The sequence below is a fragment of the Betaproteobacteria bacterium genome (assembly GCA_016713305.1).
Taxonomy (GTDB): Bacteria; Pseudomonadota; Gammaproteobacteria; order Burkholderiales.
This window is the reverse complement of sequence record JADJPK010000008.1, coordinates 373,218-398,331: the sequence shown is the minus strand read 5'-3', so window position 1 is coordinate 398,331 and position 25,114 is coordinate 373,218. Positions and strand designations below refer to the sequence as shown.

Here is a 25,114-nt window from a genome sequence, read left to right as displayed (position 1 = left end):
CGAACCGGATGCGCGCTTACGCGCAGTGGTCTTCGGACCGGGGCGCGCCAACGCCACCCTCGTCCGCTCCTCCGCCGCTTCTTCCGCGCCAATGAGGACTTCCGTCACCGACGTCGACGTCGCGTAGGGCGATTCGGAGCCGATGCTGTCCACGGCGTACTGGGCGCGCAGCCAATGGTCCATGTCGCGTCCGTGAGGGCAGCCCTCGTCCATCCAGATCCGATAGGCCATCTCGCGAATGCGATGAAATTTTTCGTCAGTCATTTGTCGCCTCCAGGTTGCATTTGATCGGTGCGCAGGATCGAGCGCGGGCGCAAGTTTCACGGCTCGCAACGATCCTGGAATTGACCAAAGTCAACGGATTTCCGTTCCCTGACGCACTCATCGTTGCGGTCCTCAGGCGCTTGCGACCCTTCATCTCCGACCGGTCCGCACACGTGTGACAGTCCCGTGCGCCCCACTTGATCCGTACAGACCATTCTCATGGGAGCGCGGTGTCACCCTATCGACATTTCCCATACGCCGCTTGGCCAAGCGTGCAGTTGTCTTGACGCAGCGCAAATCCGGATGTCATTCCATCCACAGAATTGATCTGCAATCGACGCACCGGACCCATCCCTGAACGAACGTTCGCCCCGCCCGAGGACGACTCCATGAGTCTCGCACGAACCCCGACGAATTCACGCTGGACGTCTGTACTGGTGGCAATTCTCGCGTTGGTCGCCACGGTCTCGATGCTGGCGCCGGTCTCCGCCTTCGCATGGTGGAATGCGGACTGGTCGTATCGCAAGAAGATCACGCTTCACACCGCGCGTGACGGCGCGGCGCTCTCCGGGCCCGTGGACGAGGCGCCTGTGCTCGTGCGTCTGCACACAGGCAACTTTCCGTTCGTCGACGCCAAGGAGAACGGCGAGGATCTCCGTTTTGTCGCCGGCGACGACAAGACACCTCTCAAGTTCCATGTGGAGCGCTTCGACGGACTGAACGGCATTGCGCTCGTCTGGGTGCGTGTGCCCAGGCTGCACCAGAAGACGGACAACGACGTCGTGTGGCTCTACTACGGAAATCCGAACGCGCCCGCCGGGGCGGACGCGGCGGGCACTTTCGACGACGCGCAGACTGCCGCGTACCACTTCGCGCAGAACGAGTCCGCACCGGTCGATTCCACCGCCTACCAGAACGGCGCGCAGAACTCTTCCGCAGCCTCGATCGCGGAGGGCGCCATCGATCATGCGCTGCGCTTTGCCGCCACCTCCTCGTTCACGGTCCCGGCAAAGCCTGCCTTGAAGGTTGCGGCAGGCGGCGCGCTTTCCATCACCGCGTGGATCAAGACTTCCACGCTGGATGGCGGCGGGCGTCTTCTCACTCTCGCGGGAAACGACGGCGAATTCGTGATCGACGTCAAGGGCGCGTCCCTTCAGGCCCGCATCCGTGCTCCGGGTTCGCAGATCGAAACGCCGTCGATCGACCGCCTCTCGCCGGGAACCTGGCACCACGTGGCGGTGACCGCATCGGACCGGCTCACGGTTTACGTCGATGGAGAGGAAGTGGCAGCCGTGGCGGCAAAGCTCCCCGAGCTGGCGGGACCCGTTACCGTGGGCGCCATTGCGGAGATACCGGGCTTCTCCGGCGATCTCGACGAACTGCAATTTTCCAGGACTGCCCGCAGCAAGGATTGGATCCGGCTCGCGGCGCTCGGCCACGGGCCGGACGCGCGGATCGTGGAATACGGTCAGGACGAGGCACAGGCAGACGGAGGGCAGTATCTGGCGTTGCTGCGCGTCCTGGCCGGCGCGGTGAGCCGTGACGCTTGGGTGATCATCGGCCTCATCGTGATTCTGGGCTTCCTCAGCACGGAGGCGATCATCGTCAAGGCTCGACTGCTGCGGCGCATGGAGAACGCCAATGCCGGATTTCTCGGCAGGTTTCGCGATCTGCAGGGCGATCTGGCCGCGCTGGCGGGCAGCGATCCCTCCTCCGCGGATTCGACGCCGAAAGCAGGCGGCGTTCTCCGGGACTCGAGCCTGTTCCGCATGTATGCCGCAGCCATCGGTGAAGTCCGCAAGTCGCTGGCGGCCGAGTCACCTGCTCACGCCGGCATGGACGCTTCCGACATGGATGTGGTGAAGGCGGCCATCGACTCCGCCATGGTCGAGGAGGCGAACCGGATGAACAAGAACATGGTGATGCTCACGCTCTCCGTCAGCGGCGCTCCGTTCCTGGGGCTGCTCGGAACCGTGGTGGGCATCATGGTCACCTTCGCGACCATCGCCATGCAGGGCGACGTGAACGTCAACACCATCGCACCCGGAGTCGCTGCGGCGATCACGACGACGGTGGCGGGTCTCGTCGTGGCGATCCCCGTGATGTTCGCGTACAACTTTCTGGCACTGCGGATCCGCGCCCTCACGACGGCGATGGAACTGTTCAGCAACGAGCTGCTCAGCCGCATTGCGCGCAGCTACCGGAAGGCATAAGGAGGCGCCATGCGTTTCGGCCACGACAACAAGATCTACGACGAGCTGAATCTGACCCCGCTCATGGATCTCGCCTGGAACCTGCTCATCATCTTCATCGTGATGGCTACGGCGACCGTTCAGGGCATATCCGTGACGCTGCCCAAGGCCAGTGCGGCGCCCTCCATCGCAAAGCCCCGCACCAAGGCCGTGACCATCACGGCCGACGGACGGATATACCTCGACACGGCCGTGGTCACGGTGGCCGAACTGGAGGACAAGCTTCGCCAGTTTCGTGCCGCCGATCCGACGCTGCCCGTCGTGGTGAAGGGCGATGCGCAGATCCAGTATCAGCGCGTGATCGAAGTCCTGGACGTGATGAAACGGTTGCAGATCACCCAGCTCGGCCTGGTCACGCAGGCGCTCGTGAAATGAAGCGGCCCGCCGCGACGGAGCGGTCCCGTGGATGAGGCTCATCCGCTCGGGCGGCCCTGGCGGCTCGCGCTTCGCGCCGGGGTCGTCGCGGCGGTAGCCCTGGCGGCGGTCTACGGACGGGACCTCCTGCTGGGCGATCAGACGCAGAAGCGGTCCTCCGCGCAGCGCGTGGCCTTGCTGAACCCGGAGCGGACTCCGCCCAAGCCGAAGGAGCCGGAGCCGGAAAAGCCGGCCGAGGTGGAAGAGGAGGACGTCGAGAAGATCGTCCAGAGTCCCAGCGACGCACCCCAGGAAGCGCCCGCGCCCGGCGACCAGCTCGGCGTGAACGAGGAAGGCGGCGCGGTCGGTGATTCGTTCGGCCTGGCGGCCCGGCGCGGTGGGAGAGACATCACCACCATCGGCGAGAACCTGGACGACAAGAGCCGATCGGGTCGCCTCAATCCCCTGCTGGAATATGCCTCGTACACGTCGCAGCTCGAGCGCTTCCTGACGGATGAGCTGATGTCGCTGCCCGATCTACGGAAGGAGGAGTTCCGTGCGGTGGTCAGCGTCTGGATCGCGAAGGACGGCCGGCTTTCGCGGCTTCGTTTCCGCCAGAACACCGGCGACGCCGATCTGGACCGACGAATCGAGCGCGCGCTCGAATCGCTGCCGCCGATGCAGGACGTCCCTCCCGAAAGCATGCCTCAGCCGGTCGTTCTGCGGCTGCAGTCACGCAGGACCGGGTGAATCGCATGTCGGCGTCCAGCCCCCTCGTCTTCCGCGGCCTGCGCGACATCGTGGGAGACATCGTGCGCGTGCGGGCGCCCGGCGGGCCATCGACGAACTGGCGATCATCGAGAATCCCGACGGGGCGAGCTCGCTCGCCCGTGCGATCGAACTGGACGGCGACATCGTCACGCTGCAGGTGTTCGAGGGCACCCGCGGTCTATCCACCGCGGCGGGCGTGCGATTCACCGGCTCGCCGCTGAAGGCACGCTTCTCGGAGCACATCCTCGGACGCGTGTTCGGAGGAACGGGCGTCCCCAGGGACGGCGGCCCCGGTCTGGGCGACCAGCCGGAGATCGCCATCGACGGCCCGTCGGTGAACCCGGTCATGCGGCGCGTGCCTCAGAGGATGATCCGCACCGACATTCCGATGATCGACGTGTTCAACAGCCTCGTCGAGAGCCAGAAGATCTCCATCTTCCGTGCCGGGCGAGCCGTACAACGCGCTGCTGGCCCGTGTCGGCTTCCAGGCGGACGCCGACGTCGTCGTCTTCGGGGGGATGGGGCTTTCCTTCGACGATTTCCACGTGTTCCGAATGGCGTTCGATGACCGCGGTGTGCTCTCGCGCACCGTGATGTTCGTCAATCTCGCGTCCGACCCCATCGTCGAACGCCTGCTGGTCCCCGACATGGCGCTGGCCGTGGCCGAGAACTTCGCCATCCGGGGCCGCCGGGTCCTGGTGCTGCTCACCGACATGACGGCCTACGCGGACGCGATGAAGGAGATTGCCATCACCATGGAGCGCGTGCCGTCCAACCGAGGCTACCTCGGCGATCTGTATTCGCGTCTGGCGCGGCGATACGAGAAAGCCTGCCAGTTCCGCGATGCGGGTTCGGTGACGATCCTTTCCGTGACCACCATGCCGGGCCACGATGTCACCCACCCGGTGCCGGATAACACCGGCTACATCACCGAGGGCAGTACTACCTGCATGGCGGCGTCCTCGATCCGTTCGGCTCGCTGTCGCGGCCTGAAGCACGTCGTGACAAGGTGACGCGCGACGATCATGGTCAGGTGGCAAACGCGATGATCCGTCTCTACGCCGCGGCCGAGGACGCGGAGCGCAAGCGCGCCATGGCATTCGAGCTGTCGGCGTTCGACCGGCAGCTGCTGGCGTTCGGGCGCATGTTCCGCGACCGCTTCATGCGCATCGATGCCGCGATGGGGCTGGAAGCGGCACTCGATCGCTGCTGGCAGACGCTGGCAGAGTGCTTCGAACCGCAGCAGATCGGCATCCGGCAGTCGCTCATCGACAAGTCCTCGGCCCGATCTGCCGCCGCGAGGGAGCGCCGGGGGATGCGTGATCTGGCGCTCAAGAAGGGCTCGCTCCGGCGCCGGCGCGACTTGCTCTACCGCCCGCGTTGCCTTCCCTGGATCTCAAGCGGCGGCAGCTCGCCACGGAGCTGGCCTCGGAGCGCAGGGCGCTCGGGGCGCTCCTGGATCGGCGCCGAGCCCTCGCAGCAGTGGCGGCCTCCGCGGTGCCGATGATGGCCAACGAAGAGATCACGCTGGACAACCTGGTCCGGGTCAGCGCGTGGGGCACGGAGTGGACCTGCTCGGCACGCTGCTGCCCCGGCTGCCGCCGACCGGTGCACACGCGGGTCTGGACTATGGCATGCTGGCCCGGCCGCACTGGGTGGATAACACATCGGACAGAGCTCAGCGATTGATGGACCGGAGGTCGCGGCCGTCCGGACGGAGCGCGTCGCGACTCACCGCAGCCCTCGGCCGCGCATCCAGAGGGCGAACCTGCTCAAGGGGGTGCTGATCCTCGCAGGCGCGCGGACATCCGGCGGATCAAGATTGCGCTTGGCGACGCGGAGCGCGTCGCGATGGTGCGGGCCAAGATCGCCAAGGCGCGGAGTCGTCCCGGCGAGAAGGCCAGCTGGCCATGAGCATCGTTCCGCTGAAGGTCGCAGTACGACGCAGGCTGTTGCGCGACAAGCCCGATCCCCTGACGGAGCTGCAGGACGTCTGGGCTGCCTTCATCTGAGTCAGCTCGGCGCGGCCGAGGTCGTGCAGCGGGTGGACAACAGAGGGCGCGTCCGAGGCCCTGCGTTCCTCCGCGCGAGCCTGGTCACCGCCGGCCAGAGATTTCGCCGCCGACGTCAGTGGCCCGGGCGCTGGAGATCAGGCGCGGCTGCAGAGGCTCGCTGACGAGCGTCAAGGCCTGCGCTGCCGGATCCGGGACCTGGCGCCTGGGGAGACTTCAGCGCCCGACCGCGCAGCGCATCCGGCGACTTGCGCCTGTGGTTCTACATCGTCCCCGCACATGCTCGACGGCCTGGAATCCGCAGCGAGCCGTGGCGGTGGTCTATCGAGACCATTGACTTCGTGAGCGTCGTCGTTCGGCCGAGGAGCCGCGGGGCATTCCCGGCGAGCGTACGCACGCTGGCGCCAGGTCCCTGCCCGGCTCGAAGAGGAACTGGAGCGCCGGAGGATGAGATCGAGGATCTCGATCGAGCGCGCCGCGCTGCGCGGTGGCTGGAGGAACTCAACCGGTTGAACGTAATACGCCTGGAGGACCGCGCGGCCTTGAACGATGCCGGCAGGGTGACCCCGGCCGTGTTCGCCCTGCGCGGATGGGCGCCGCGGACCGCTGCTGGGGCTCTGCATGATTGCGCGCAGCGCCATGGATTCGCCCTCACGACCGCTCCGGCAACTGCGGAAGACGATCCGCCGACACTGCTCGATTCCCGGGGTGTTCTGGCGGCAGGCCGCGATCTCACCGGTTTCTATCTGGTTCCCGGCTATGGCGGCTGGGACCCGAGCGCATTCGTAGCCGGCGCCTTCGCGCTGTTCTTCGCCATGATCCTGTCGGATGCAGGCTATGGGCTGTTACTCGCCGGACTGCTGGCGGTGCTGTGGCGCCGGATCGGACGCACGGAATCGGGACGGCGGCTGCGCTCACTGGCAGCGCTCGCGACAGGGGTTTCGTTCGTCTGGGGTGTGGCCGTAGGCAGCTGGTTCGGAAGCTCGCCGGCGCCCGGAACCTGGACGGCGAGGCTCGTCGCCGTGGACGCGGGCGACGCCGGCACGTTGCTGGTCATCTCGCTTTGCCTGGGCATCGTGCACCTCGTGACCGCCAACGTCATGGTGGCCTGGCACCGCCGGGGCCAACCCGCAGGTCGAACCGCCATCGGCTGGGTGCTCGTCTTTCTGGGTGCGGCCGTCATGTGGGCCGGCCGTGGCATGTCCGTCGATGCATTGAAGCCAGCCGGGACGCTGACCATCGTCTTCGGACTCGCCACCGTGCTTCTCACGGCCGGCGACTCGGCCGACTGGCGCCATCGGCTCGTGGACGGTCTGCTGGGCGTCACGCGTGTGGTGGGTGCGCTCGGAGACACGTTGAGCTACCTCCGCCTCTTCGCGCTCGGGTTCGCCGGTGCATCGCTGGGCGCAGCCTTCAACGATCTCGCAGCGGGCGTGTCCGGCACCGCAGGAGCGGCAGGGCCGATTCTCGCCGGGATCATCGCGATCGTCGGGCACGGACTCAACCTGGTTCTCGGCGTCGCGGGCGGCATCGTCCACGGCCTGAGACTCAACTTCATCGAATTCTTCAACTGGGCCGTCTGGAGCGAAGGTCGACCGTTCCGGGCATTCGCGAGAACGGAGAGTGAGCCATGGCGGACATCCTGACACTGACGATGGGCTGGACCGGAATCTACGGCGCGATGGTGCTGGCTGCCATCGGCAGCATCCTCGGTTGTGCGCGAGCCGGGCAGGCAGCCTGTGGGGCGCTCCTCGAGACGGAATCCGGCCATGGCCGGTTCATCGGCATCGCTGCGATGCCCGCGTCGCAGGCGATCTACGGCATCGTGGTGATGCTCGCGCTACAGCGGCCGGTCACCGCCGGGAACGGGACGGCGTTGTTCGTCATCGGCGTGCTGTCGGGCCTGGCCCAGATGGTCAGCGCCGTCCAGCAGGGCAACTGCTGTGCGTCGGCCATCCAGGTGTCGAAGAGCAAACCCGAAGTCTTCGGTCTGTCAGTGGCCCCTGCCGCCTTCGTCGAGGGATTCGCCGTGTTCGCCCTGGCCTTCGCGCTGGTGCTCATCCAGGGCATCGGCCGTGGCTGACGCGCGCGCACGGCAAAGTGGCGTCGAGGAACTGATCCGGCGCCTGCACGAGGAAGGCGTCGAGCGCGGCGAGAAGGAGCAGGCCCGCATCGTTTCGCGGGCCCAGAGCGAGGCCGCGATGCTGCTGGACTCGGCTCGTGCGCAAGCCGCGGAGATCGTCGCGGCAGCACGCGTCCAGGCGGATGCTGACCGCCGCTCGGCCCGCGAAGCCGTTCGCCTTGCGCATCGGGATGCGCTGCTGCAACTCCGCCAGGATCTGGAGGCGCTGTTCGGGCAATTGGTCCGCAGACTCGTGAAGGAACGCCTCGAGCAGCGGGATGCCCTCGCAGGCATCGTCGACGAAGTCGCGCGGAGCGCGATCGCCTGCGGCCTTCGGGGCGCGGTGGGCATCGAGCTCGCCGGACCGCACAGCGATCCCGAGCCGTCGGCACCGGACGTTCTCGACGCCCACGTAAGCGCGCTGGTCGTGGAACTCCTGACCTGCGGCATCGAGATGCAGGTGGCGCGCAGCAACTCCGCCGGAGTGCGCGTGCGCCTCGAGGCGGGAACTGTGGAGGTGGACATCTCGCCCGACTCGGTCGCGGCGATGCTCCTCGACCGGCTGCTGCCCCGATACCGTTCGCTCCTGCAGGAGGACGCCCGCCCATGACCACCGCGCAGCGCCAGTACTACTTGCTGGTGGCCAGCCTGCCTCACCTCGCCCGGTTCGACACGCTGGTTCGCCTGCCGATTTCCGCAGATCGACTGCGCGACCGGCTGACGCTGCTGCATCCCGACGATCGGGCCGTGACCGAGTCCGCACTGGATTTTCTGGCATGGCAGCGGCAGCCCGCGGACAACACGGACGAAGCAGTGCTGTCGCATTTCCGTGAGTTGCGTGCACGGCATCCCTCGGGCCTGCTCTGTTCGTTCGCCGAATTCCGGCTCGCCATCCGCACGGTGATGGCCGCGCTCAGGCGGCAGTGCTCTGGACAGGCAATGCCGGGCCCGGAGTGGGGCGTGCCTGCATGGACGGCCTACGCGGCAAGGCATGCGACCGAACGCAACCACAGGCTCGAAGCGTGGTTTCCCTGGGTTCCACACGCGCGCCCTGCTTGAAGCGAACGACACCGCGGCGCTGGAAAGGGCTGCTGATGGGGCTGGTCTGGGACCACCTGGGTTCCCTGCCCATGGATCATGCCTTCGCATTCGACGCAGTTCTCGTCTACCTGTTCAAGTGGGACATCGCCGACCGGTGGCTTCGCCAGGACGAAGGACGAGCGGCTGCACGTCTGGAGCGGGAGATCGCACGCACGATCGCCGGACACCTGGGGCCGTACGCGTGATCGGGGCACAGGCAGTGGTGACGGGCGTGAAGGAGGCGCTCGTCCGGATCCGGGCCGGCGAGGGGCGCGTGATCAAGAACGAAGTGGCCTACATTCACGTGGGCGGCCGCCGGCTGCAGGCCGAAGTGCTGCGAGTGCGCGGCGCGACGGCCGATCTGCAGGTCTTCGAGGACACACGCGGTATTCGCGTCGGCATGGCGGTCGACCTGACCGGTGAACTGCTGTCGGCCACGCTCGGTCCAGGCCTGCTGGGCCAGGTCTACGACGGCCTGCAGAATCCGCTCGACGTCCTGAGCGCGCACCACGGCAACTTCCTGGAGCGCGGTGCCCGGGCCGACGCACTGGACGCGGACCGCCTGTGGCATTTCGAGCCGGCCGTAGCGGCGGGCGCGACCATCCGGGCAGGAGAGACGATCGGCCACGTGCAGGAAGGTCATGTGCGCCACCACATCTTTGCACCGACCGATCTCGCCAGACCGATGCGTGTCGCAACGCTTGGCGGCGGACGCGTGCGCGTCGCGGACATCGTCGCGGTGCTGGAAGCGGATGGAGAACAGCGCCGGGAAATCTCCTGGCCAAGCGCTGGCCGATCCGCCGTCCTTCGGGCGCCCATGCTTCCGGCCGGAACCGCCGAAAGAATCTCCCGGAGCGGCCCCTGGTCACGACGATGCGTCTCATCGACAGTTCTTTCCCATCGCGCCGGGGCACCGCCTGCATTCCGGGGCCGTTCGGCGCGGGCAAGACCGTGCTGCAGAATCTGATCGCGCTACGCGGCGGCCGACGTGGTCGTGATCGTCGCCTGCGGCGAGCGCGCCGGGGAAGTCGTGGAGACGATCACGGAGCTTCCGCGGTTGCCGGATCCCAGGACCGGCGGCACGCTCATGGAAAGGACGGTGCTCATCTGCAATACCTCCTCCATGCCTGTCGCGGCGCGCGAATCGTCGCTGTATCTCGGTGTCACGATCGCCGAGTACTACCGGCACATGGGCCTGAACGCACTGGTGATCGCTGATTCCACCTCCCGCTGGGCGCAGGCGCTGCGGGAGATCTCCGGACTGCTGGAAGAGATCCCGGGGGATGAAGCGTTTCCTGCCTACCTCGATTCGGCCGTTCGCGCGCTGTACGAGCGTGCAGGCATCGTTCGCCGGCAGGATGGAACCGAGGGGAGCGTGACGATGATCGGAACGGTCTCGCCGGCCGGTGGAAATTTCGACGAACCGGTGACGCAAGCCACGCTCGCCACGGTGAAGACGTTCCTGGGTCTTTCCGCCGAGCGCGCCTACCGCCGCTTCTACCCTGCGGTGGATCCGCTGCTGTCGTGGTCCCGGACAACCGAACAGCTCGAGCGGTGGCGGCGCGAGCAGATGGGGCCCGACTGGATCGCCGCCGTCGCGGTGATGCTCGATCTGCTGCGCCAGGGACACGACATCGAACAGATGATGCACGTCACCGGTGAGGAAGGCGTGAGCCTCGACGATTTCGTGGCGCACCTCAAGGCTCGTCTGGTGGATGCCGTATTCCTGCAGCAGAACGCCTACGACCCCGTGGATGTCTCCACGGCGCTCGAACGGCAGAAGGACGCGCTGCTGCTGCTGCGGGATGTCGTCGCACCACGCTACGCGGTGTCCGGCAAGGCCGAGGCGCAGACATTGTTCGACCGCTTCACCCATCTTCTTCTCAATCTCAACTACAGCCACGCCGGATCCGAGGAGCACCAGCGACGACGCAGCGAGCTCATGGCGCTGGTCGAAGAGGCGCAGGGGAGGCTGCCGGCCTGAGCGCCGGCACCTCCCTCCTCCGCAAGGAACCGGCAGTCCGCGCGCGCGCAAACCGCCGGTCACGAGAGGCACCGGACGGGCGGGTCGCGCCGATACAATGGGCCCTCGACCGTCCGGTCCGGAACGTGTGCAGGCGCACGCGTCGGCTCCGCGCGGATCACGAAGGAGTCGATTCATGGCGGCACTACCCAGTGACATGGGGGCGGTGGAGATCGCCCAGCCCGGCGGTCCCGAGGTGCTTCGATACGTGCGGCGGCCGCTCCCCGTCCCGCGTCCAGGCGAGGTGCTCATCGACGTCGCGGCCGCGGGCGTGAACCGGCCCGATGTCCTGCAGCGGATGGGACTCTACCCCCTGCCCCCCGGGGTGTCGGATCTGCCCGGGCTCGAGGTCGCCGGAACGGTGGTCGGTCTGGGCGAAGGCGTCACGCAATGGCAAGTGGGGGATGCCGTGTGCGCGCTCACGCCCGGCGGAGGCTATGCCCGGTACTGCACGACTCCCGCCGGCCAGTGTCTGCCGGTGCCTGCCGGACTTACCATGATCGAGGCAGCCTCGCTGCCGGAGACGTTCTTCACGGTGTGGATCAACGTGTTCGACCGAGGCCGGCTGGCACCGGGCGAGACCCTGCTCGTGCAGGGCGGTTCCAGCGGCATCGGAGTCACGGCCATCCAGATGGCGCGCGCCTTCGGCCACCGTGTGTTCGTGACCGCCGGCAGCGCGCAGAAGTGCCGGGCCTGCGAAGCGCTCGGCGCGGAACGCGGCATCAACTACCGCGAGGAGGACTTCGTGGCGGTGGTCAAGGAACTGACCGCAGGCAAGGGTGTCGACGTGATTCTGGACATGGTCGCGGGCGATTACGTGGGGCGCGAGCTGAAATGCCTGGCCGCCGACGGCCGCCTGTCCATCATCGCGTTCCTGGGCGGGAGCAAGGCAGCCTTCGACATGGGCGACATCCTCTACCGGCGCCTCACCATCACCGGTTCCACGCTGCGGCCGCGCTCGGTGGAGTACAAGACCGAGGTCGGCCGTGCCCTGCGCGAGAAGGTGTGGCCACTCATCGAGGCGAAAACCATCAAGCCGGTCATTCACCAGGTGTTTCCCCTGGCCGATGCGGTGCGCGCGCACGCGCTCATGGAGTCGAGCACGCACATCGGCAAGATCGTGCTGGACACCGCCCGGTAATCCGCCGTGCTGCGACTCTTCCGTCTGGGGTGGATCGTCCTCGCCGCGATCCTGACGTTCGCGGGGGCCGAGCCCGCGCTGGCCCGCCCGTTGCCGCTGCTGCAGATCTCGGAGGCAGAGCTGCCGCCGGAAGGCCGCGCGACGCTCGCCCTCATCCGCCGAGGCGGACCGTATCCCTACGCCAAGGACGGCAGCGTATTCTCGAACCGCGAACGGCTGTTGCCGCCCCGGCCGCGCGGCCACTACCGGGAATACACCGTGCCGACGCCGGGGAGCCGGGACAGGGGCGCGCGGCGCATCGTGACCGGCGGCGGAGTCGACGCCTACTGGACACCCGACCACTACTCGACGTTCTTCCGCATCGTGGAGCGGCAGCCGTGACGGTCGCGGCAGGCGCGGTTCCGGCCCGGAAGTCCCGCAGCGCAAGGAGGTCAGCATGAGAACTCTCGGTGACATCATCGCGACGCGTTCCGGCGGCGTCTACCGGCATGTGGGGCATGACGTGACGATCCCCCCCACCTCTTCAGAACCACCCCGGCTGATCCAGCTGTCCGGCCCGGCCGACAAGTCCGAGCTTCTGCAGGCGTTCGCCCGCATCTTCGAATTCCCCAACTGGTTCGGCCACAACTGGGACGCGCTGGAGGAATGCCTGCTGGAGAACCCGCCCGGTCCCGGCGGCGTGATCCTCCGGCTCTCGTCCGTGCACCCCCTGGCGGATCGGGACCCTGATGCGCTTCACACGGTGGTCGAGATCCTCCGGGACGTCGCCGCGGCCTGGAAGCTTCGCGGCGAGCTGTTCATCGTGCTGCTGGAGGACGGCGGCAAACTGACGGCGGATCTGGAGGAAGTGAAAGCCGCCTGATGGGCGCGGTGGTCGGCCGCCTGCACGGGTGAAGGCGGCTGCCCTCACGCGGCACGGGTTTCACCAGGCCCCGGCGGCGCGCACTGCGTCGGTCAGCTCTGCAGGGCTGCGGGGGCTGTGGCGCTCTCGAGCCAGTGAGGATCCGGGTGAAGGGACAGGTAGGTGGACAGTTCGGACAGCGCCCGCGTGTAGACGTCGCGCTTGAAGTCGATCACCGCATCCAGCGGGATCCAGTAGCCGGTCCAGCGCCAGGCATCGAACTCCGGCTTCTCGGTACGGCGCAGGCAGACGTCGGTGTCGCGCCCGGTCAGGCGCAGCAGGAACCAGATCTGTTTCTGGCCGCGGTAGTGCGGACGGGGCTCGCGGCGGATCCAGTGCCGCGGAACGTCGTAGCGCAGCCAGTCCCGCGTACGTCCCAGCATCTCCACGTGCCCAGGCTCGAGTCCCACTTCCTCGTGCAGTTCGCGGTACATGGCGACTTCGGGCGTTTCACCATGCTTGATGCCGCCCTGCGGGAACTGCCAAGCGTGTTCCTTGAGCCGCTTGGCCCAGAACACCTCGTTCCTCGCATTCACCAGAACGATGCCGACGTTGGGCCGGTAGCCGTCGCGATCGATCATGACCCGGTTGTATTGTTTGAACCCACTGTCGGATTCTTTCACAAAAGACCGCGGCGGGAAACGCTCGCACCATGTTGCACTGCGTCGCGATCGTCCGCACGAAAGCGCTGCCATCACAGAAGCAGCCGGTGCTCGCTGTGCGGATTGAGATCGCCCAGGCGGCCCACGAACTTGAGCATTTCGAGTCCCGTGGCGGCTTCGAGCGTCCGCGCCCTTTCCTTCAATTGGTCCCAGCGGGTGACGGGAACCCTGCGGTCGAATGCGAACACCGCGACGTTGCCTTTCCTCTCCGCGGGCAGGCACACCACCTGGGCGTCGAACACCCGTTCGATGCGCTGGAGGAAGGTGTCGAAGCGCGGATCGGTACTCCACAGGTTGACCACCAGCACGCCGCCGGGTTCGAGCGCCTTGCGGCACTCGGAGTAGAAGTCCTCCGTGGCCAGCGCCTCGACCTGGGCCTTCGCGTCGTAGGCGTCCACCATCAGCACGTCGCAGAAGGCCGGATGGGCGCGGATGAACTCGGCACCGTCGCCGTGCTCGACGTGCAGGCGCTCGTCGTTGCCGGGCAGCGCGAACTGGCTGCGGGCGGCTGCCATGATGCGCTCGTTGTTCTCGATCACCGTCGTCCGCGCCTCCGGCAGACGGTGCCACACGTACTTGGCGAGCGAGCCGCCGCCCAGGCCGATCATCAGGAACTGTCGCGGCTCGGGATGGAACAGGAGGAATCCCATCATCGCCCGTGTGTACGAGAGCACCAGCTCGAACGGCGCGGCGATGCGCATGGAGCTCTGGACGGTGTCGCTGCCCAGGTGCAGGGAACGGATGCCGCCCTTCTCGCTCACGTGCACTTCGTCGGCGGACTTGCGCGATCTGCCCGCGCGCAGCGAGGAAAACAAGCTCATGGGATTGAATGGCCGCTAGAATTGGGAATTCACCGGTGCCGTGCACGTGGACGACCCGCCCGTCGGACGGGAACCACGACACAGAGGACGCGCGGTAACCGGGCAGGCAACCGGCGCCTCGCACGAGTCGATCCGATCCGGTCCGCGGCACGCCAGGCACCGGGATCCCCATTTTCCAAGCAAACGAAGCCCAATGCGAGTCTCCCAGTTCTTTCTGTCCACCCTCAAGGAAGCCCCCGCCGAAGCCGAACTCGTCAGCCACCGGCTGATGCTCCGGGCCGGCCTCATCCGCAAGCTCGGCAGCGGCCTGTACACCTGGATGCCGCTCGGGCTGCGCGTGCTGCGCAAGGTGGAAGCGATCGTGCGGGAGGAGATGAATCGCGCCGGCGCCGTGGAGCTGTTCATGCCCGCGGTGCAGCCGGCGGAACTGTGGCAGGAGACGGGCCGCTGGCAGGTGTTCGGACCCCAGATGCTCAAGATCCGCGACCGCCACGAGCGCGACTTCTGCTTCGGCCCGACGCACGAGGAAGTGATCACCGACATCGCGCGCCGCGAGATCCGCAGCTACCGCCAGTTGCCCGTCAACTTCTACCAGATCCAGACCAAGTTCCGCGACGAGATCCGCCCCCGTTTCGGCGTGATGCGCGCGCGGGAGTTCGTGATGAAGGACGCCTACTCCTTCCACACGTCGTTCGAGGACCTGCAGCGCGAATACCGCAACATGTACGACGCCTATTCGCGCATCTTCACGCGGCTCGGCCTGAAGTTCCGGGCCGTGGCCGCGGACACCGGCGCGATCGGCGGGACCGGCTCGCACGAATTCCACGTGCTGGCCGACTCGGGCGAGGACGCCATCGCGTTCTGCCCCTCCTCGGACTACGCGGCAAACGTGGAACTGGCCGAAGCGGTGGCCCCCGCGAATGACCGCGCAGCACCGGCGCACCCCATGACGAAGGTGGAAACGCCCGGGAAGAAGACGATCGAGGACGTCGGCGCCTTCCTCGGGATGGGGCCGCAGCGCATTCTCAAGGCCATCGCGGTGATGCACGACGACCGCCTCGTGGTCGCGCTGCTGCGCGGCGATCATCAGTTGAACGAGGTCAAGCTGGGCAAGGTGCCCGGACTGGGCGAGTTCCGCTTCGCCACCGAGGAAGAGATCGCCCGTCACACCGGTTCGCGCGCGGGCTATCTGGGTCCCATCGGCCTGCCGGAAACGGTGCGGATCGTCGCCGACCGGTCGGTGCCGGCGATGAGCAATTTCGCCTGCGGCGCCAACGAGGCGGGTTATCACCTGACCGGCGTGAACTTCGGACGCGATCTGCCCGCTCCGGCGGACGTCTTCGACATCCGCAACGTCGTGGACGGCGATGCGAGCCCCGACGGCCAGGGCACGCTGGAGCTGTGCCGCGGCATCGAAGTGGGCCACGTGTTCCAGCTCCGCACCAAGTATTCGCAGGCGATGTCCTGCACCTTCCTGGACGAAGCCGGGCAGACACACCCCATGGAGATGGGCTGCTACGGCATCGGCGTCTCACGCATCGTGGCCGCGGCCATCGAGCAGAACCACGACGAGCGCGGCATCCTCTTCCCGTCCGCCATGGCGCCGTTCCACGTGGCGATCGTCGCCATCGGCTACCGCAAGAGCGAGGCCGTGAAGGCCGCGGCGGACCAGCTCCACGGCGACCTGGAATCGCGGGGGATCGAGGTGCTGCTGGACGACCGCGACGAGCGGCCGGGCGTGATGTTCGCCGACATGGAACTCACCGGCATTCCGTTGCGGATCACCGTGGGAGACCGGGGGCTCAAGAACGGCGAAGTGGAAGTCCAGCATCGCGGGGAACCGAAGGCTGGTCCCTGCCCCCTGGCCGAAGCGGCCGCATGGGTCGAACGCTCGCTCGCCTGACCGCGCTCGCGGCGGCGCTGCTGTTCGCTGCCGCGGATCCGCCCCGCGCGCTCGCCGGTGCCCAGCGGTACGAGCCGCTGTCGGCAGCGGTCCAGGCGCGTCTGCAGCGCAGTGTCTCGGACGAAGCGACCGCCAACGTCGCCTTTGCCGATCCCATCGAGGGCGAGGTGTGGCTCAAGACCCTGTCGCCCCGCCTGGCGAAGCGCATCCCCGATCCGCAGGCCCGCCACGAGTTCCTGCTCACCGTGCACTACGAGGCGAGCCGGGCGGGGCTCGATCCTCATCTCGTCCTGGGCCTCATCCAGGTGGAGAGCAATTTCCGCAAGTACGCGGTCTCCAGTGCCGGCGCCCGCGGCTACATGCAGGTCATGCCGTTCTGCGTGACCAGCATCGGCCATCCGGATCACAACCTGGTCCATCTGCGCACCCGTCTGCGCTACGGCTGCACCATCCTGCGGCACTACCTGGACGTCGAAAAGGGCGATCTCGGCCGCGCGCTCGCGCGCTACAACGGCAGCCTGGGCCGCGGCACCGGCTACGCGGACAAGGTGCTGCAGGCCTGGCGTAGCCGCTGGATGCTGGAACCGGAAAGCCCGCCGGGCCGCGCCGGTCCCGTGGCCGCGTCGGCCGTGCCGGCACGCCTCGCGGACCGCCCTGCCTCCAAGCCAAGACCCATGGTCTTCATGGGGTCTCCCCACTGACAGGGGGACGCGTCGACTGGCGCCAGCGCAGGACGGTTTCGCGGATGCCACCTCTCTTTCCATGCCGATCCCGCGCATCGCAATTGCGCCGGATCAAATCGGGGGCCTCCTGCGTGACGTAGTCTCCCCTCCAGCCGGTGACACGACGGGAACTGGCGGCGAGGCATCGCGGCCGCCCCCATAGCCACCGGAAGGCGCGGGCGGACAGACCGTCCCGCACGTCCAGTGCTTGAGCGTCGTCAGGTCCGTCCCATGGCAAGTACGTCCGCCTTCGTCGTCGCCGTCGACCAGGGCATCGCGTCCACCAAAGCGTTCCGCTTGACCCGCCAGGGCGAATTCACTGCCCTGTGCTCCCTCGAGCACCGCCAGTTCTACCCGCAGGCCGGGTGGTTCGAGCACGATCCCCTGGAATTGCTGCGAGCGGTGGAGCACTGCCTCGAACACGCCACCGGCGCCGAGGGCGTGGGTCTCGACAACCAGGGCGAAACGGTCGTCGCATGGAGCGCGGAGACCGGCGAACCGCTCTACAACGCGATCGTGTGGCAGGACTCGCGCACGACGCCCATGGTCAACGCGCTGCGGGCCGACGGCGCCGAGTCCGTCACGCTCGCCAAGGCGGGGCTCCCGCTCGATCCGTACTTCGCGGCGACGAAATTGCGCTGGATCCTCGAACACGTGCCCGAGGCACGGGCGCTCGCCCGGCGCGGAAAACTGCGCATGGGCACGAGCGACAGCTTCTTTCTCGACCGCCTGTGCGGCGTCTACGCCACGGATGCGACGGCGGCTTCGCGCACGAGTCTCATGAACCTGGACACGGGCCAGTGGGACCCGGAACTGTGCCGGCTGTTCGGTGTGCCGATCGCCGCGCTGCCTCCGATCCGTGCGACCGTCGGCGAATACGGCGTGCTGCGGAAATGCGGCGTGCCGCTCGTCGCCAGCGCGGTCGATCAGCAGGCGGCCCTGTTCGGACACGGCTGCAGACGGCCAGGCGAACTGAAGATCACCTTCGGGTCCGGCGCGTTCGCCCTGGCCGTCACGGATTCTCCGGGCGATGCGATGCGCCGCGGCGGAATGGTCCCCACCATCGCCTGGCGCATCGACGGGCGCGACACCTATGCGCTGGATGCCGGGGTCTACAACGCGGTGTCCGCCATGAACTGGGTGCGAAGCCTGGGGCTCTTCTCGCAGCAGCGCGAGCTCGACGCATTCGATGGACCGTCCGCCCTTGAACGCGGCCTCGCGTTCGTCCCGGCGCTGTCGGGATTGGCCAGCCCCTACTGGGACCGCAGCGCGGCCGGCATGTGGCTGGGCCTTGACCTCGAAACCGACCGCAGGCTCATGGTCCGCTCGGCCCTGGAGGGCGTCGTGCTGCGCACGGCGCAAGCCGTGAGCGCCATGAACGAGCGGGTGCCCCTGGCCTCCAGCGTGAGCGTCGACGGGGTGCTGACGAACAGCCGCTACTTCTGTGATTTTCTGGCCCGCGCCCTGAACCGCACCGTGGTGGTGCCGTCCAACGTGGATCTGACCGGCTTGGGGTGCGCCCTGCTCGCGTACATGGGCGCCGGCCTGGGCACGATGGAACAACTGCCGCCCCAGGCGCCGCCCATGCGCGTCATCCATCCGGATCAGCCGCTCGATCCGTCGCTGCACGCGCGTTACGCCGACGCGACGAGCCGCGTCCGCCGCTGGCGATAGCGCCGCGCCGGTTCATCCGGCCCTTCCCGGGCCCGGACGATTCGTGTGAGCATGCGGGGCGGACCGTCCGTGTCCGGCGAACGATCTTCGCGTCCGCCGGCCTCGCGCGCTCCGGGAGATGCTCATGCCCACCTACAGCCACGTCGTCGGTGCCAGGACGTACCGGTTCGCCAACCTCGGAACACTGCTCGCGAAAGCCACGCCGGGGCGCGCGGGCGATCGTCTCGCGGGTATCGCCGCGGTGTCTGCCGAGGAGCGCGTGGCGGCGCAGATGACCCTGGCCGATCTGCCGCTCCAGACGTTCCTCAACGAGACCGTCGTCGACTACGAGTCCGACGAGATCACGCGGCTCATCATCGACGAGCACGACCCGGCTGCTTTTTCCACCGTGGGCCACCTCACGGTCGGCGGCTTCCGCGACTGGCTGCTTTCGTATGGCGCGGGCCCCCAGGAACTGGAAGCGCTCGCGCCGGGGCTGACACCCGAGATGGTGGCGGCGGTATCCAAGATCATGCGTCTCCAGGATCTCGTCCTGGCCGCTTCCAAGATTCGTGTGGTGACCCGCTTCCGCAACACGCTCGGACTGCCCGGCAGGCTCTCCAATCGCCTGCAGCCCAACCACCCCACGGACGACCCGAAGGGCATCGCGGCCAGCATCGTCGATGGCCTGCTGTACGCCTGTGGCGATGCGGTGATCGGCATCAACCCCGCGACCGACAATCTCGCGCAGGTATCGATGCTCAACCGCATGCTCGCGCAGATCATCGAGGCCCATGGCATCCCGACCCAGTCCTGCATCCTCACGCACGTCACCACCACCATGGACGCCATGCGCCAGGGCGTTCCGGTGGATCTCGTCTTCCAGTCGATCGGCGGAACGGAGGCGACGAACCGCAGCTTCGGTATCAGCGCCTCGCTGCTGGACGAAGCGAACGACATGGCCCGCTCGCTCGGCCGCGGAACCGTGGGCAGCAACGTGATGTATTTCGAGACCGGCCAGGGCAGCGCGCTTTCCGCCAACGCCCACCACGGTGTCGATCAGCAGACGTTGGAAGCGCGGGCCTACGGACTGGCGCGGCGCTACCGTCCTCTGCTCGTGAACAGCGTGGTCGGGTTCATCGGCCCCGAGTACCTGAACGGCCGGGAGATCGTCCGCGCGGGGCTGGAGGATCACTTCTGCGGCAAGCTGCTGGGCCTGCCCATGGGCATGGACGTCTGTTACACGAATCACGCCGATGCCGACCAGGACGACATGGACGCACTGCTCACTCTGCTGGGCACCGCCGGCGTGAACTACATCATGGGCGTGCCCGGAGCCGACGACATCATGCTCAATTACCAGAGCACGTCGTTCCACGACGCCCTTTACCTGCGCCAGACGCTGGGGCTGCGTCCCGCGCCGGAGTTCGAAACGTGGCTGGAAGACATGGGCATCCTGGAAGGCGGGACGAGGTTGAGACCCGCCGAGGTCCGGCACCGGCTGCTGGAGCTGGTGAAGGAGGACGCATGAAGGTACCCGGAGCGGGCGTTCCATGAAGAAGTCGACCGGCGTCGGCCGTCCCGATCCCTGGAACGAATTGAGCCGCCTCACGAGCGCGCGCGTCGGACTGGGGCGGGCCGGCGGCAGCCTTCCCACCGCGGCCCTGTTGCGTTTTCAGCTTGCGCACGCGCAGGCGCGCGACGCGGTGCAGCTGGGACTCGATGCAGAGGCCCTGGCCAAGCGGCTCGGAGCCTCGGGGCACGAAGTGCTCCGGCTGCACAGTGCAGCGGCCGACCGTGCCGCGTACATCGCCCGGCCGGATCTGGGCCGCATTCTGTCGGAGCCGTCGCGGACCGCGCTCGAAGACCGGCCGCGCCCGGACACTCCCTTCGACTGCGTGTTCGTGATCGCGGACGGCCTTTCGGCACGGGCCGCGGAAGCGCACGCCGCCGCTCTGCTGGACAGTGTCGCCCCCCGTCTGCGGGAGGACGGATGGTCGCTGGCCCCTGTTTGCATCGTGGAACAGGGCCGGGTGGCGGTGGCCGACGAAGTGGGCGCCCTGCTGGGCGCCCGCATGAGCGTCATCCTGATCGGGGAACGCCCGGGACTGTCCTCGCCGGACAGCCTGGGAATCTATCTCACCTACGATCCCATCCCCGGACGCAGCAACGCCGAGCGCAACTGCATCTCCAACGTCCGGCCGCCCGAGGGACTGTCGTACGCGCTGGCCGCGCACAAGCTCTCGTTCCTTATGAACGAGGCGAGGACGCGCAAGCTGTCGGGCGTGGAATTGAAGGAATCGGCTCCCGCGATCGGGGACGCCGCCGCGGCAAGTCTTGCCTCGTCCGGCGAAGCGGCGAGCAGGGAAGCTCCCTGACTCGACCTTTCCACGCCACGGGGTGCCTTGCCATCAGGAGGTCGGGACTCGCCGCGCCGGACGAGAGTGCGCGCGCTCTGCGCTATGCCGCCGCGTTCCCGGGCAGATCCAGCGTCGTCACGCGTCGCATCTCCCGCCGGTGCGCTCCATCGGCGAATCGCGTGGCGCGGTGCAACGTGGCGAGGTTGTCCCACATCACCAGATCGCCCGGCCGCCAGGCGTGGCGGTAGACGAAGGGTGCGCGGGTCGCATGTTCGATCAGTTCGCCGAGCAGCAGGCGCCCCTCCGGCACCGGCCGGTCCAGCACGCGCGAGGCATGGGACGCGAGGTACAGCGCACGACGCCCCGTGCGGGGATTGATGCGCACGAGCGGATGAGCCGCCCCCTGCAGCAGGCCGAGCTCCGCCTCGTTGAATTCGAAACCCAGCGTCTGGCGCGAATGCGCGATGGAATGGTGGGCGCGCAGCGGCTCGATCTCCGCCTTGAGATCGGGGTCGAGTGCATCGTAGGCCGCCCGCATGTCGGCGAATTCGGTGTCGCCGCCGCGGGGCGGCACGACACGCGCGGACAGCATCGACAGCCGGCCGGGCGGATCCTGGAACGACGCGTCGGTGTGCCACAGGCGGTTGCCCAGGGCGTACATCCGCCGGCGATCGTCGGAATCGAGGAGGTCGCCTTTCTCGTCGACGTTCGAGATGTCGGCAATGGCTTCGGTCCCGAGACGGCTCCTGCCGATGGCCGCGGCGCCGGTCTTCGCGTGCAGTTCCCCGTCGAGCCTGCGTGCGAACGCCATCTGCTCCTCGTCCGTGAACGGCTGGTCGCGGAACACCAGAACCGCGTATTCGTCCATGGCGGCCCGTATGGCGTCGAGCGTGGGTCGGTCGTGAATGCGCCGCAGCTCGACCGGGCCCACTTCCGCCGCGAAGAGCGGATGCAGCCTGCGGAACGTGAGCGTCATCGTTGTTCTCCCCTCCGGCAAGGAGCACAAGGATAGAACGGACGGACATCCGGGCGATAGACGAGGCTCTCAACCAGGCCCGAGTCCCGCCGGGACCCTCGACCCCAGGGTGGTTCGGCCGCCTGCGGCGGCGATGCACGAGGGACCCGCGGCCGATTTCCTCGGGCCCGGGGCCCGGTCCAGGGTCCGGGGCCAGGGTCCAGGGTCCAGGGTCTAGGGTCTAGGGTCCAGGGCCTGGGGTCTAGGGCTAGGGTCCAGGGTCTGGGGTCTGGGAATCTAGGGCCTCCATTCCCTGAACCGCTCGATCCGCCCGTCTGCGTCCACGGATTCCAGACGAACCGTGAAACCCCAGAGACGGCCCAGGTGGCGGAGGACCTGGTTCGTTTCGTCGTCCGCGAGCGGTCTGCCGCGCAAGATCTGGTTGCGGAGCGTGAGCGAGCGATCGCCGTCGCGGTCGAACCGGGTCACCTGCACGTCGGGCAGGCGGTTGTCGCGGCGGTGCTGATCGGCCAGCATGCGGCGCACGCGCCGGTAGCCCTGCTCGTCGTGGATGCTGTCCACGAGCAGATCGGTTTCCTCTGCATGGTCCGCGATCACGAACAGCCGGAAATCGCGGATCAGCTTGGGCGACAGGTACTGCGCGATGAAGGATTCGTCCTTGAAATTGCGCATGGCAAAGTCCAGCGACTTCACCCAGTCGGTGCCGGCCAGATCGGGGAACCACTCGCGATCCTCGGCCGTGGGGTGCTCGCACATCCGGCGGATGTCGGACATCATGGCAAAGCCCAGCGCGTAGGGATTCATGCCGTGATAGCCGCGCTCGTCGAACCCGCGCTGCGCGACGACGTTCGTGTGGTCGTGCAGGAATTCGATCATGAACGCATCGTCCACCACGCGCTTCTCGTAGAGGCGGTTGAGCAGCGTGTAATGCCAGAACGTCGCCCAGCCCTCGTTCATCACCTTGGTCTGGGTCTGCGGATAGAAGTACTGGCCCAGCTTGCGGACGATGCGCACCAGTTCGCGCTGCCAGGGCGCGAGCCGTGGCGAATACTTCTCCACGAAATAGAGGATGTTCTCTTCCGGCTCCGGCGGGAACGACTGCGCGGCGGATCGCAGGGGCGCGGCTTCCGTGGCAGGCAGGGTTCGCCAGAGATCGTTGAACTGCTGCCGCTCGTACTCCTGCTGCTCGGAGCGGCGCGCCTCGCGTTCGCGTGCGGAGATCGGCTGGGGCCTGCGATAGCGGTCCACCCCGTAGTCCATCAGCGCGTGGCAGGAATCGATGACCTCCTCCACCTCCGCCGCCCCGTGGCGCTCCTCGCACTCCATGACATAGCGGCGCGCGAACACCAGGTAGTCGAGGATCGCGTCGGCCTGGGTGAACTGCCGGAACAGGTAGTTGCCCTTGAAGAACGAGTTGTGCCCGTAGCACGCGTGCGCGATCACCAGCGCCTGCATCGTGAGGGAATTCTCCTCCATCAGATACGAGATGCAGGGGTTGGAGTTGATCACGATCTCGTAGGCGAGACCCTGGTAGCCCTTGCGGTAGGCCTGCTCGTGCCGGATGAAGGCCTTGCCGAACGACCAGTGCGGATAGCCGAGCGGCAGGCCGCTGGAGGCGTAGGCATTGAGTATCTGCTCAAAATTGATAATCTCGATCTGATTCAAATACGTGTCCAAACCGTACTCCACGGCCGTGCGCGCAATGACCCGGTCGTACTGTTCCAACGCCTCGAAGTCCCATTCGGGACCGTGCGGCAACATGAGATCGGCGATGGCGTTCACGGGCGCCCCTCCCCGCGATGTGTTCGGTCACGTGCTGTCATGTCACACGCTCCTTGCGGAAGAGATCCCGGAACACGGGGTAGATCTCCGAGGGATGGTAGACCCGCCGCATGGCGAAGTTGAGATCCGGCCTCTGCAGCTCCTGGTACTCCACCCACAGGCTGCTCTGCCCGGTCTGATGCTCCGCCGGACATTCGATATAAGCGAAATACCGCGTCAGGGGCAGCAGCGTCTCGCGCAGGAACCGGGCGCTCTTGGCCGGATCCGCGCCGAAGGCATCGCCGTCGGAGGCCTGCGCCGCATAGATGTTCCAGTCGTCCGGCGGATAGCGTGCGGTGACGATCTGTGCCATCAGCTCCAGCGCCGAGAACACCACAGTGCCGCCGCTGCGCGTATCGTGGAAGAACGTGTCCTCGTCCACCTCCTGCGCCTCGTCCGTGTGACGGATGAAGACCAGATCGACCCGCTCGTAACGCCGCATCAGGAAGAGATACAGCAGCGTATAGAAGCGCTTGGCGAGATCCTTCTTGCGCTCGTCCATGGACGCGGACACGTCCATGAGGCAGAACATCACGGCCCGCGCCGCCGGCCGCGGAACGGCCACCCTGTGCCGGTAGCGCAGATCGACATCGTCGAGAAAGGGCAGGCGCGCGAGCTGGGCCTCCAGTTCCGCGATCTTCGTGTCGAGCGCCTCGATGTCCGCTTGCGGACGGCTGTCGCGAAGCGCCGTCTCGCGTTCTTCGGCAAGGCATCGCAGTTCCTTCCTGATCGGTCCGCCCAGCGCAATCCGCCGCGCGAGTGCCGTCTTCATGGTGCGGACCACGCTGAGATTCGACGGAGTGCCGTCCTTCACGTAGCCCGCCCGGACGAGCTTGGTGTCCTCGCTCTCGGCCACAGCCGTGCGCATGAGGTTGGGAAGCTCGAGATCCTCGAAGAAGATGTTCAGGAATTCGTCGCGGGAAAGCGTGAACACGAACTCGTCCACCACCTCCCCCGAACCGGAATCGCCCTCGCCCCGACCTCCGCCGGCGCCTCCGTCGGGACGCTTGATGCGATCCCCGGCCGTGAACTCGCGGTTGCCCGGATGGACGTGCTCCCAGTCCCCGCCCTGACCATAGCCGAACCCCGGTTCCGAGAGGTCCTTGACCGGGACCTTCACCTCGCCGCCCTTGGCCATGTCGCCGATGGAACGCTCGGCGATCATGCCCTTCACCGAGCGGCGGATGTGATCCTTGTAACGGCGGAGAAAACGCTCCCGGTTGACCGCGCTCCGGTTGCGTCCGTTCAACCGGCGATCGACCAGTCGGTTCATGGT

Annotated in this window: 20 protein-coding genes and 3 pseudogenes; 17 read left to right on the top strand and 6 right to left on the bottom strand. The window is 67.3% G+C overall.

Features of this window, described 5'->3' with window-relative positions:
- Positions 1–144 precede the first annotated feature (144 nt).
- Positions 145–264 (bottom strand): annotated as a pseudogene (locus IPK20_11805) (DUF2934 domain-containing protein).
- Positions 265–653: 389 nt separating this feature from the next.
- Here IPK20_11805 and IPK20_11800 point away from each other — a divergent pair.
- The 12 genes and pseudogenes from IPK20_11800 to IPK20_11745 all read left to right on the top strand — a co-directional run bounded on the left by IPK20_11800 (position 654) and on the right by IPK20_11745 (position 12,881).
- Positions 654–2,477: a DUF2341 domain-containing protein gene (locus IPK20_11800; protein MBK8017322.1), complete on the top strand. Its 1,824-nt coding sequence runs from the start codon at positions 654–656 to the stop codon at positions 2,475–2,477.
- Positions 2,478–2,486: 9 nt separating this feature from the next.
- A complete protein-coding gene (locus IPK20_11795) occupies positions 2,487–2,891 on the top strand; it encodes a biopolymer transporter ExbD (GenBank protein ID MBK8017321.1) in 405 nt (134 codons plus the stop codon).
- Between the two features lie 27 nt (positions 2,892–2,918).
- Positions 2,919–3,620 carry a TonB C-terminal domain-containing protein gene (locus tag IPK20_11790; protein ID MBK8017320.1) on the top strand — a complete coding sequence of 234 codons (702 nt, stop codon included), beginning with the start codon at positions 2,919–2,921 and terminating at the stop codon, positions 3,618–3,620.
- A gap of 88 nt (positions 3,621–3,708) precedes the next feature.
- Positions 3,709–5,148 (top strand): annotated as a pseudogene (locus IPK20_11785) (V-type ATP synthase subunit B).
- A gap of 1,014 nt (positions 5,149–6,162) precedes the next feature.
- Positions 6,163–7,299 carry a hypothetical protein gene (locus IPK20_11780; GenBank protein ID MBK8017319.1) on the top strand — a complete coding sequence of 379 codons (1,137 nt, stop codon included), beginning with the start codon at positions 6,163–6,165 and terminating at the stop codon, positions 7,297–7,299.
- A complete protein-coding gene (locus tag IPK20_11775) occupies positions 7,284–7,736 on the top strand; it encodes an ATP synthase subunit C (protein MBK8017318.1) in 453 nt (150 codons plus the stop codon). The genes IPK20_11780 and IPK20_11775 overlap by 16 nt, the downstream gene beginning before the upstream one ends.
- Positions 7,729–8,385: a hypothetical protein gene (locus IPK20_11770; GenBank protein MBK8017317.1), complete on the top strand. Its 657-nt coding sequence runs from the start codon at positions 7,729–7,731 to the stop codon at positions 8,383–8,385. The genes IPK20_11775 and IPK20_11770 overlap by 8 nt, the downstream gene beginning before the upstream one ends.
- Entirely contained in the window at positions 8,382–8,834 is a 453-nt protein-coding gene (locus IPK20_11765) for a hypothetical protein (GenBank protein ID MBK8017316.1), read from the top strand. The genes IPK20_11770 and IPK20_11765 overlap by 4 nt, the downstream gene beginning before the upstream one ends.
- Positions 8,767–10,839, top strand: a pseudogene (locus IPK20_11760) (V-type ATP synthase subunit A). Before IPK20_11765 ends, IPK20_11760 begins: the two are co-directional and overlap by 68 nt.
- A gap of 196 nt (positions 10,840–11,035) precedes the next feature.
- Positions 11,036–12,019, top strand: coding sequence for an NAD(P)H-quinone oxidoreductase (locus tag IPK20_11755; GenBank protein ID MBK8017315.1), 984 nt, complete (start codon positions 11,036–11,038; stop codon positions 12,017–12,019).
- A gap of 6 nt (positions 12,020–12,025) precedes the next feature.
- Complete coding sequence (locus IPK20_11750; protein MBK8017314.1) at positions 12,026–12,400, top strand: ribonuclease; 375 nt, start codon at positions 12,026–12,028, stop codon at positions 12,398–12,400.
- Positions 12,401–12,455: 55 nt separating this feature from the next.
- Entirely contained in the window at positions 12,456–12,881 is a 426-nt protein-coding gene (locus tag IPK20_11745) for a barstar family protein (GenBank protein ID MBK8017313.1), read from the top strand.
- A gap of 92 nt (positions 12,882–12,973) precedes the next feature.
- Here IPK20_11745 and IPK20_11740 read toward each other — a convergent pair whose 3' ends face one another.
- Together IPK20_11740 and IPK20_11735 are read right to left on the bottom strand one after the other, a co-directional pair.
- A complete protein-coding gene (locus IPK20_11740; GenBank protein MBK8017312.1) occupies positions 12,974–13,501 on the bottom strand; it encodes an RNA pyrophosphohydrolase in 528 nt (175 codons plus the stop codon).
- A 113-nt stretch (positions 13,502–13,614) separates the two neighbouring features.
- Positions 13,615–14,403: a polyamine aminopropyltransferase gene (locus tag IPK20_11735; protein ID MBK8017311.1), complete on the bottom strand. Its 789-nt coding sequence runs from the start codon at positions 14,401–14,403 to the stop codon at positions 13,615–13,617.
- A 193-nt stretch (positions 14,404–14,596) separates the two neighbouring features.
- On the opposite strand from IPK20_11735, the gene IPK20_11730 reads away from it, so the two are divergent.
- From IPK20_11730 to eutC, 5 genes are all read left to right on the top strand, one after another.
- The gene (locus IPK20_11730; protein MBK8017310.1) at positions 14,597–16,306 is read left to right on the top strand and encodes a proline--tRNA ligase; all 1,710 of its coding nucleotides are present in this window, start codon (positions 14,597–14,599) and stop codon (positions 16,304–16,306) included.
- Positions 16,282–17,007 carry a transglycosylase SLT domain-containing protein gene (locus IPK20_11725; GenBank protein MBK8017309.1) on the top strand — a complete coding sequence of 242 codons (726 nt, stop codon included), beginning with the start codon at positions 16,282–16,284 and terminating at the stop codon, positions 17,005–17,007. Before IPK20_11730 ends, IPK20_11725 begins: the two co-directional genes overlap by 25 nt.
- Before the next feature lie 252 nt (positions 17,008–17,259).
- Positions 17,260–18,702: a glycerol kinase gene (locus IPK20_11720; GenBank protein MBK8017308.1), complete on the top strand. Its 1,443-nt coding sequence runs from the start codon at positions 17,260–17,262 to the stop codon at positions 18,700–18,702.
- Between the two features lie 124 nt (positions 18,703–18,826).
- Positions 18,827–20,212 carry an ethanolamine ammonia-lyase subunit EutB gene (locus IPK20_11715; protein ID MBK8017307.1) on the top strand — a complete coding sequence of 462 codons (1,386 nt, stop codon included), beginning with the start codon at positions 18,827–18,829 and terminating at the stop codon, positions 20,210–20,212.
- A gap of 22 nt (positions 20,213–20,234) precedes the next feature.
- The gene (eutC, locus tag IPK20_11710; protein ID MBK8017306.1) at positions 20,235–21,059 is read left to right on the top strand and encodes an ethanolamine ammonia-lyase subunit EutC; all 825 of its coding nucleotides are present in this window, start codon (positions 20,235–20,237) and stop codon (positions 21,057–21,059) included.
- 82 nt (positions 21,060–21,141) lie between these two features.
- On the opposite strand, the gene IPK20_11705 is transcribed toward eutC, so the two are convergent.
- From IPK20_11705 to IPK20_11695, 3 genes are all read right to left on the bottom strand, one after another.
- Positions 21,142–22,017, bottom strand: a complete 876-nt coding sequence (locus IPK20_11705; GenBank protein ID MBK8017305.1) for a TauD/TfdA family dioxygenase — start codon at positions 22,015–22,017, stop codon at positions 21,142–21,144.
- Between the two features lie 276 nt (positions 22,018–22,293).
- Entirely contained in the window at positions 22,294–23,778 is a 1,485-nt protein-coding gene (locus tag IPK20_11700; protein MBK8017304.1) for a SpoVR family protein, read from the bottom strand.
- 58 nt (positions 23,779–23,836) lie between these two features.
- Positions 23,837–25,111 carry a YeaH/YhbH family protein gene (locus IPK20_11695; protein MBK8017303.1) on the bottom strand — a complete coding sequence of 425 codons (1,275 nt, stop codon included), beginning with the start codon at positions 25,109–25,111 and terminating at the stop codon, positions 23,837–23,839.
- Between the last annotated feature and the right edge of the window lie 3 nt (positions 25,112–25,114).

Coding starts and splice junctions, on each gene's coding strand:
- IPK20_11795 (MBK8017321.1), top strand. CDS start 2,487: ATGCGTTTCGGCCACGACAACAAGATCTACGACGAGCTGAATCTGACC.
- IPK20_11765 (MBK8017316.1), top strand. CDS start 8,382: ATGACCACCGCGCAGCGCCAGTACTACTTGCTGGTGGCCAGCCTGCCT.
- IPK20_11705 (MBK8017305.1), bottom strand. CDS start 22,017: ATGACGCTCACGTTCCGCAGGCTGCATCCGCTCTTCGCGGCGGAAGTG.
- eutC (MBK8017306.1), top strand. CDS start 20,235: ATGAAGAAGTCGACCGGCGTCGGCCGTCCCGATCCCTGGAACGAATTG.
- IPK20_11720 (MBK8017308.1), top strand. CDS start 17,260: ATGGCAAGTACGTCCGCCTTCGTCGTCGCCGTCGACCAGGGCATCGCG.
- IPK20_11775 (MBK8017318.1), top strand. CDS start 7,284: ATGGCGGACATCCTGACACTGACGATGGGCTGGACCGGAATCTACGGC.
- IPK20_11740 (MBK8017312.1), bottom strand. CDS start 13,501: ATGATCGATCGCGACGGCTACCGGCCCAACGTCGGCATCGTTCTGGTG.
- IPK20_11800 (MBK8017322.1), top strand. CDS start 654: ATGAGTCTCGCACGAACCCCGACGAATTCACGCTGGACGTCTGTACTG.
- IPK20_11730 (MBK8017310.1), top strand. CDS start 14,597: ATGCGAGTCTCCCAGTTCTTTCTGTCCACCCTCAAGGAAGCCCCCGCC.
- IPK20_11725 (MBK8017309.1), top strand. CDS start 16,282: ATGGGTCGAACGCTCGCTCGCCTGACCGCGCTCGCGGCGGCGCTGCTG.
- IPK20_11755 (MBK8017315.1), top strand. CDS start 11,036: ATGGGGGCGGTGGAGATCGCCCAGCCCGGCGGTCCCGAGGTGCTTCGA.
- IPK20_11700 (MBK8017304.1), bottom strand. CDS start 23,778: ATGTTGCCGCACGGTCCCGAATGGGACTTCGAGGCGTTGGAACAGTAC.
- IPK20_11715 (MBK8017307.1), top strand. CDS start 18,827: ATGCCCACCTACAGCCACGTCGTCGGTGCCAGGACGTACCGGTTCGCC.
- IPK20_11695 (MBK8017303.1), bottom strand. CDS start 25,111: ATGAACCGACTGGTCGATCGCCGGTTGAACGGACGCAACCGGAGCGCG.
- IPK20_11735 (MBK8017311.1), bottom strand. CDS start 14,403: ATGAGCTTGTTTTCCTCGCTGCGCGCGGGCAGATCGCGCAAGTCCGCC.
- IPK20_11745 (MBK8017313.1), top strand. CDS start 12,456: ATGAGAACTCTCGGTGACATCATCGCGACGCGTTCCGGCGGCGTCTAC.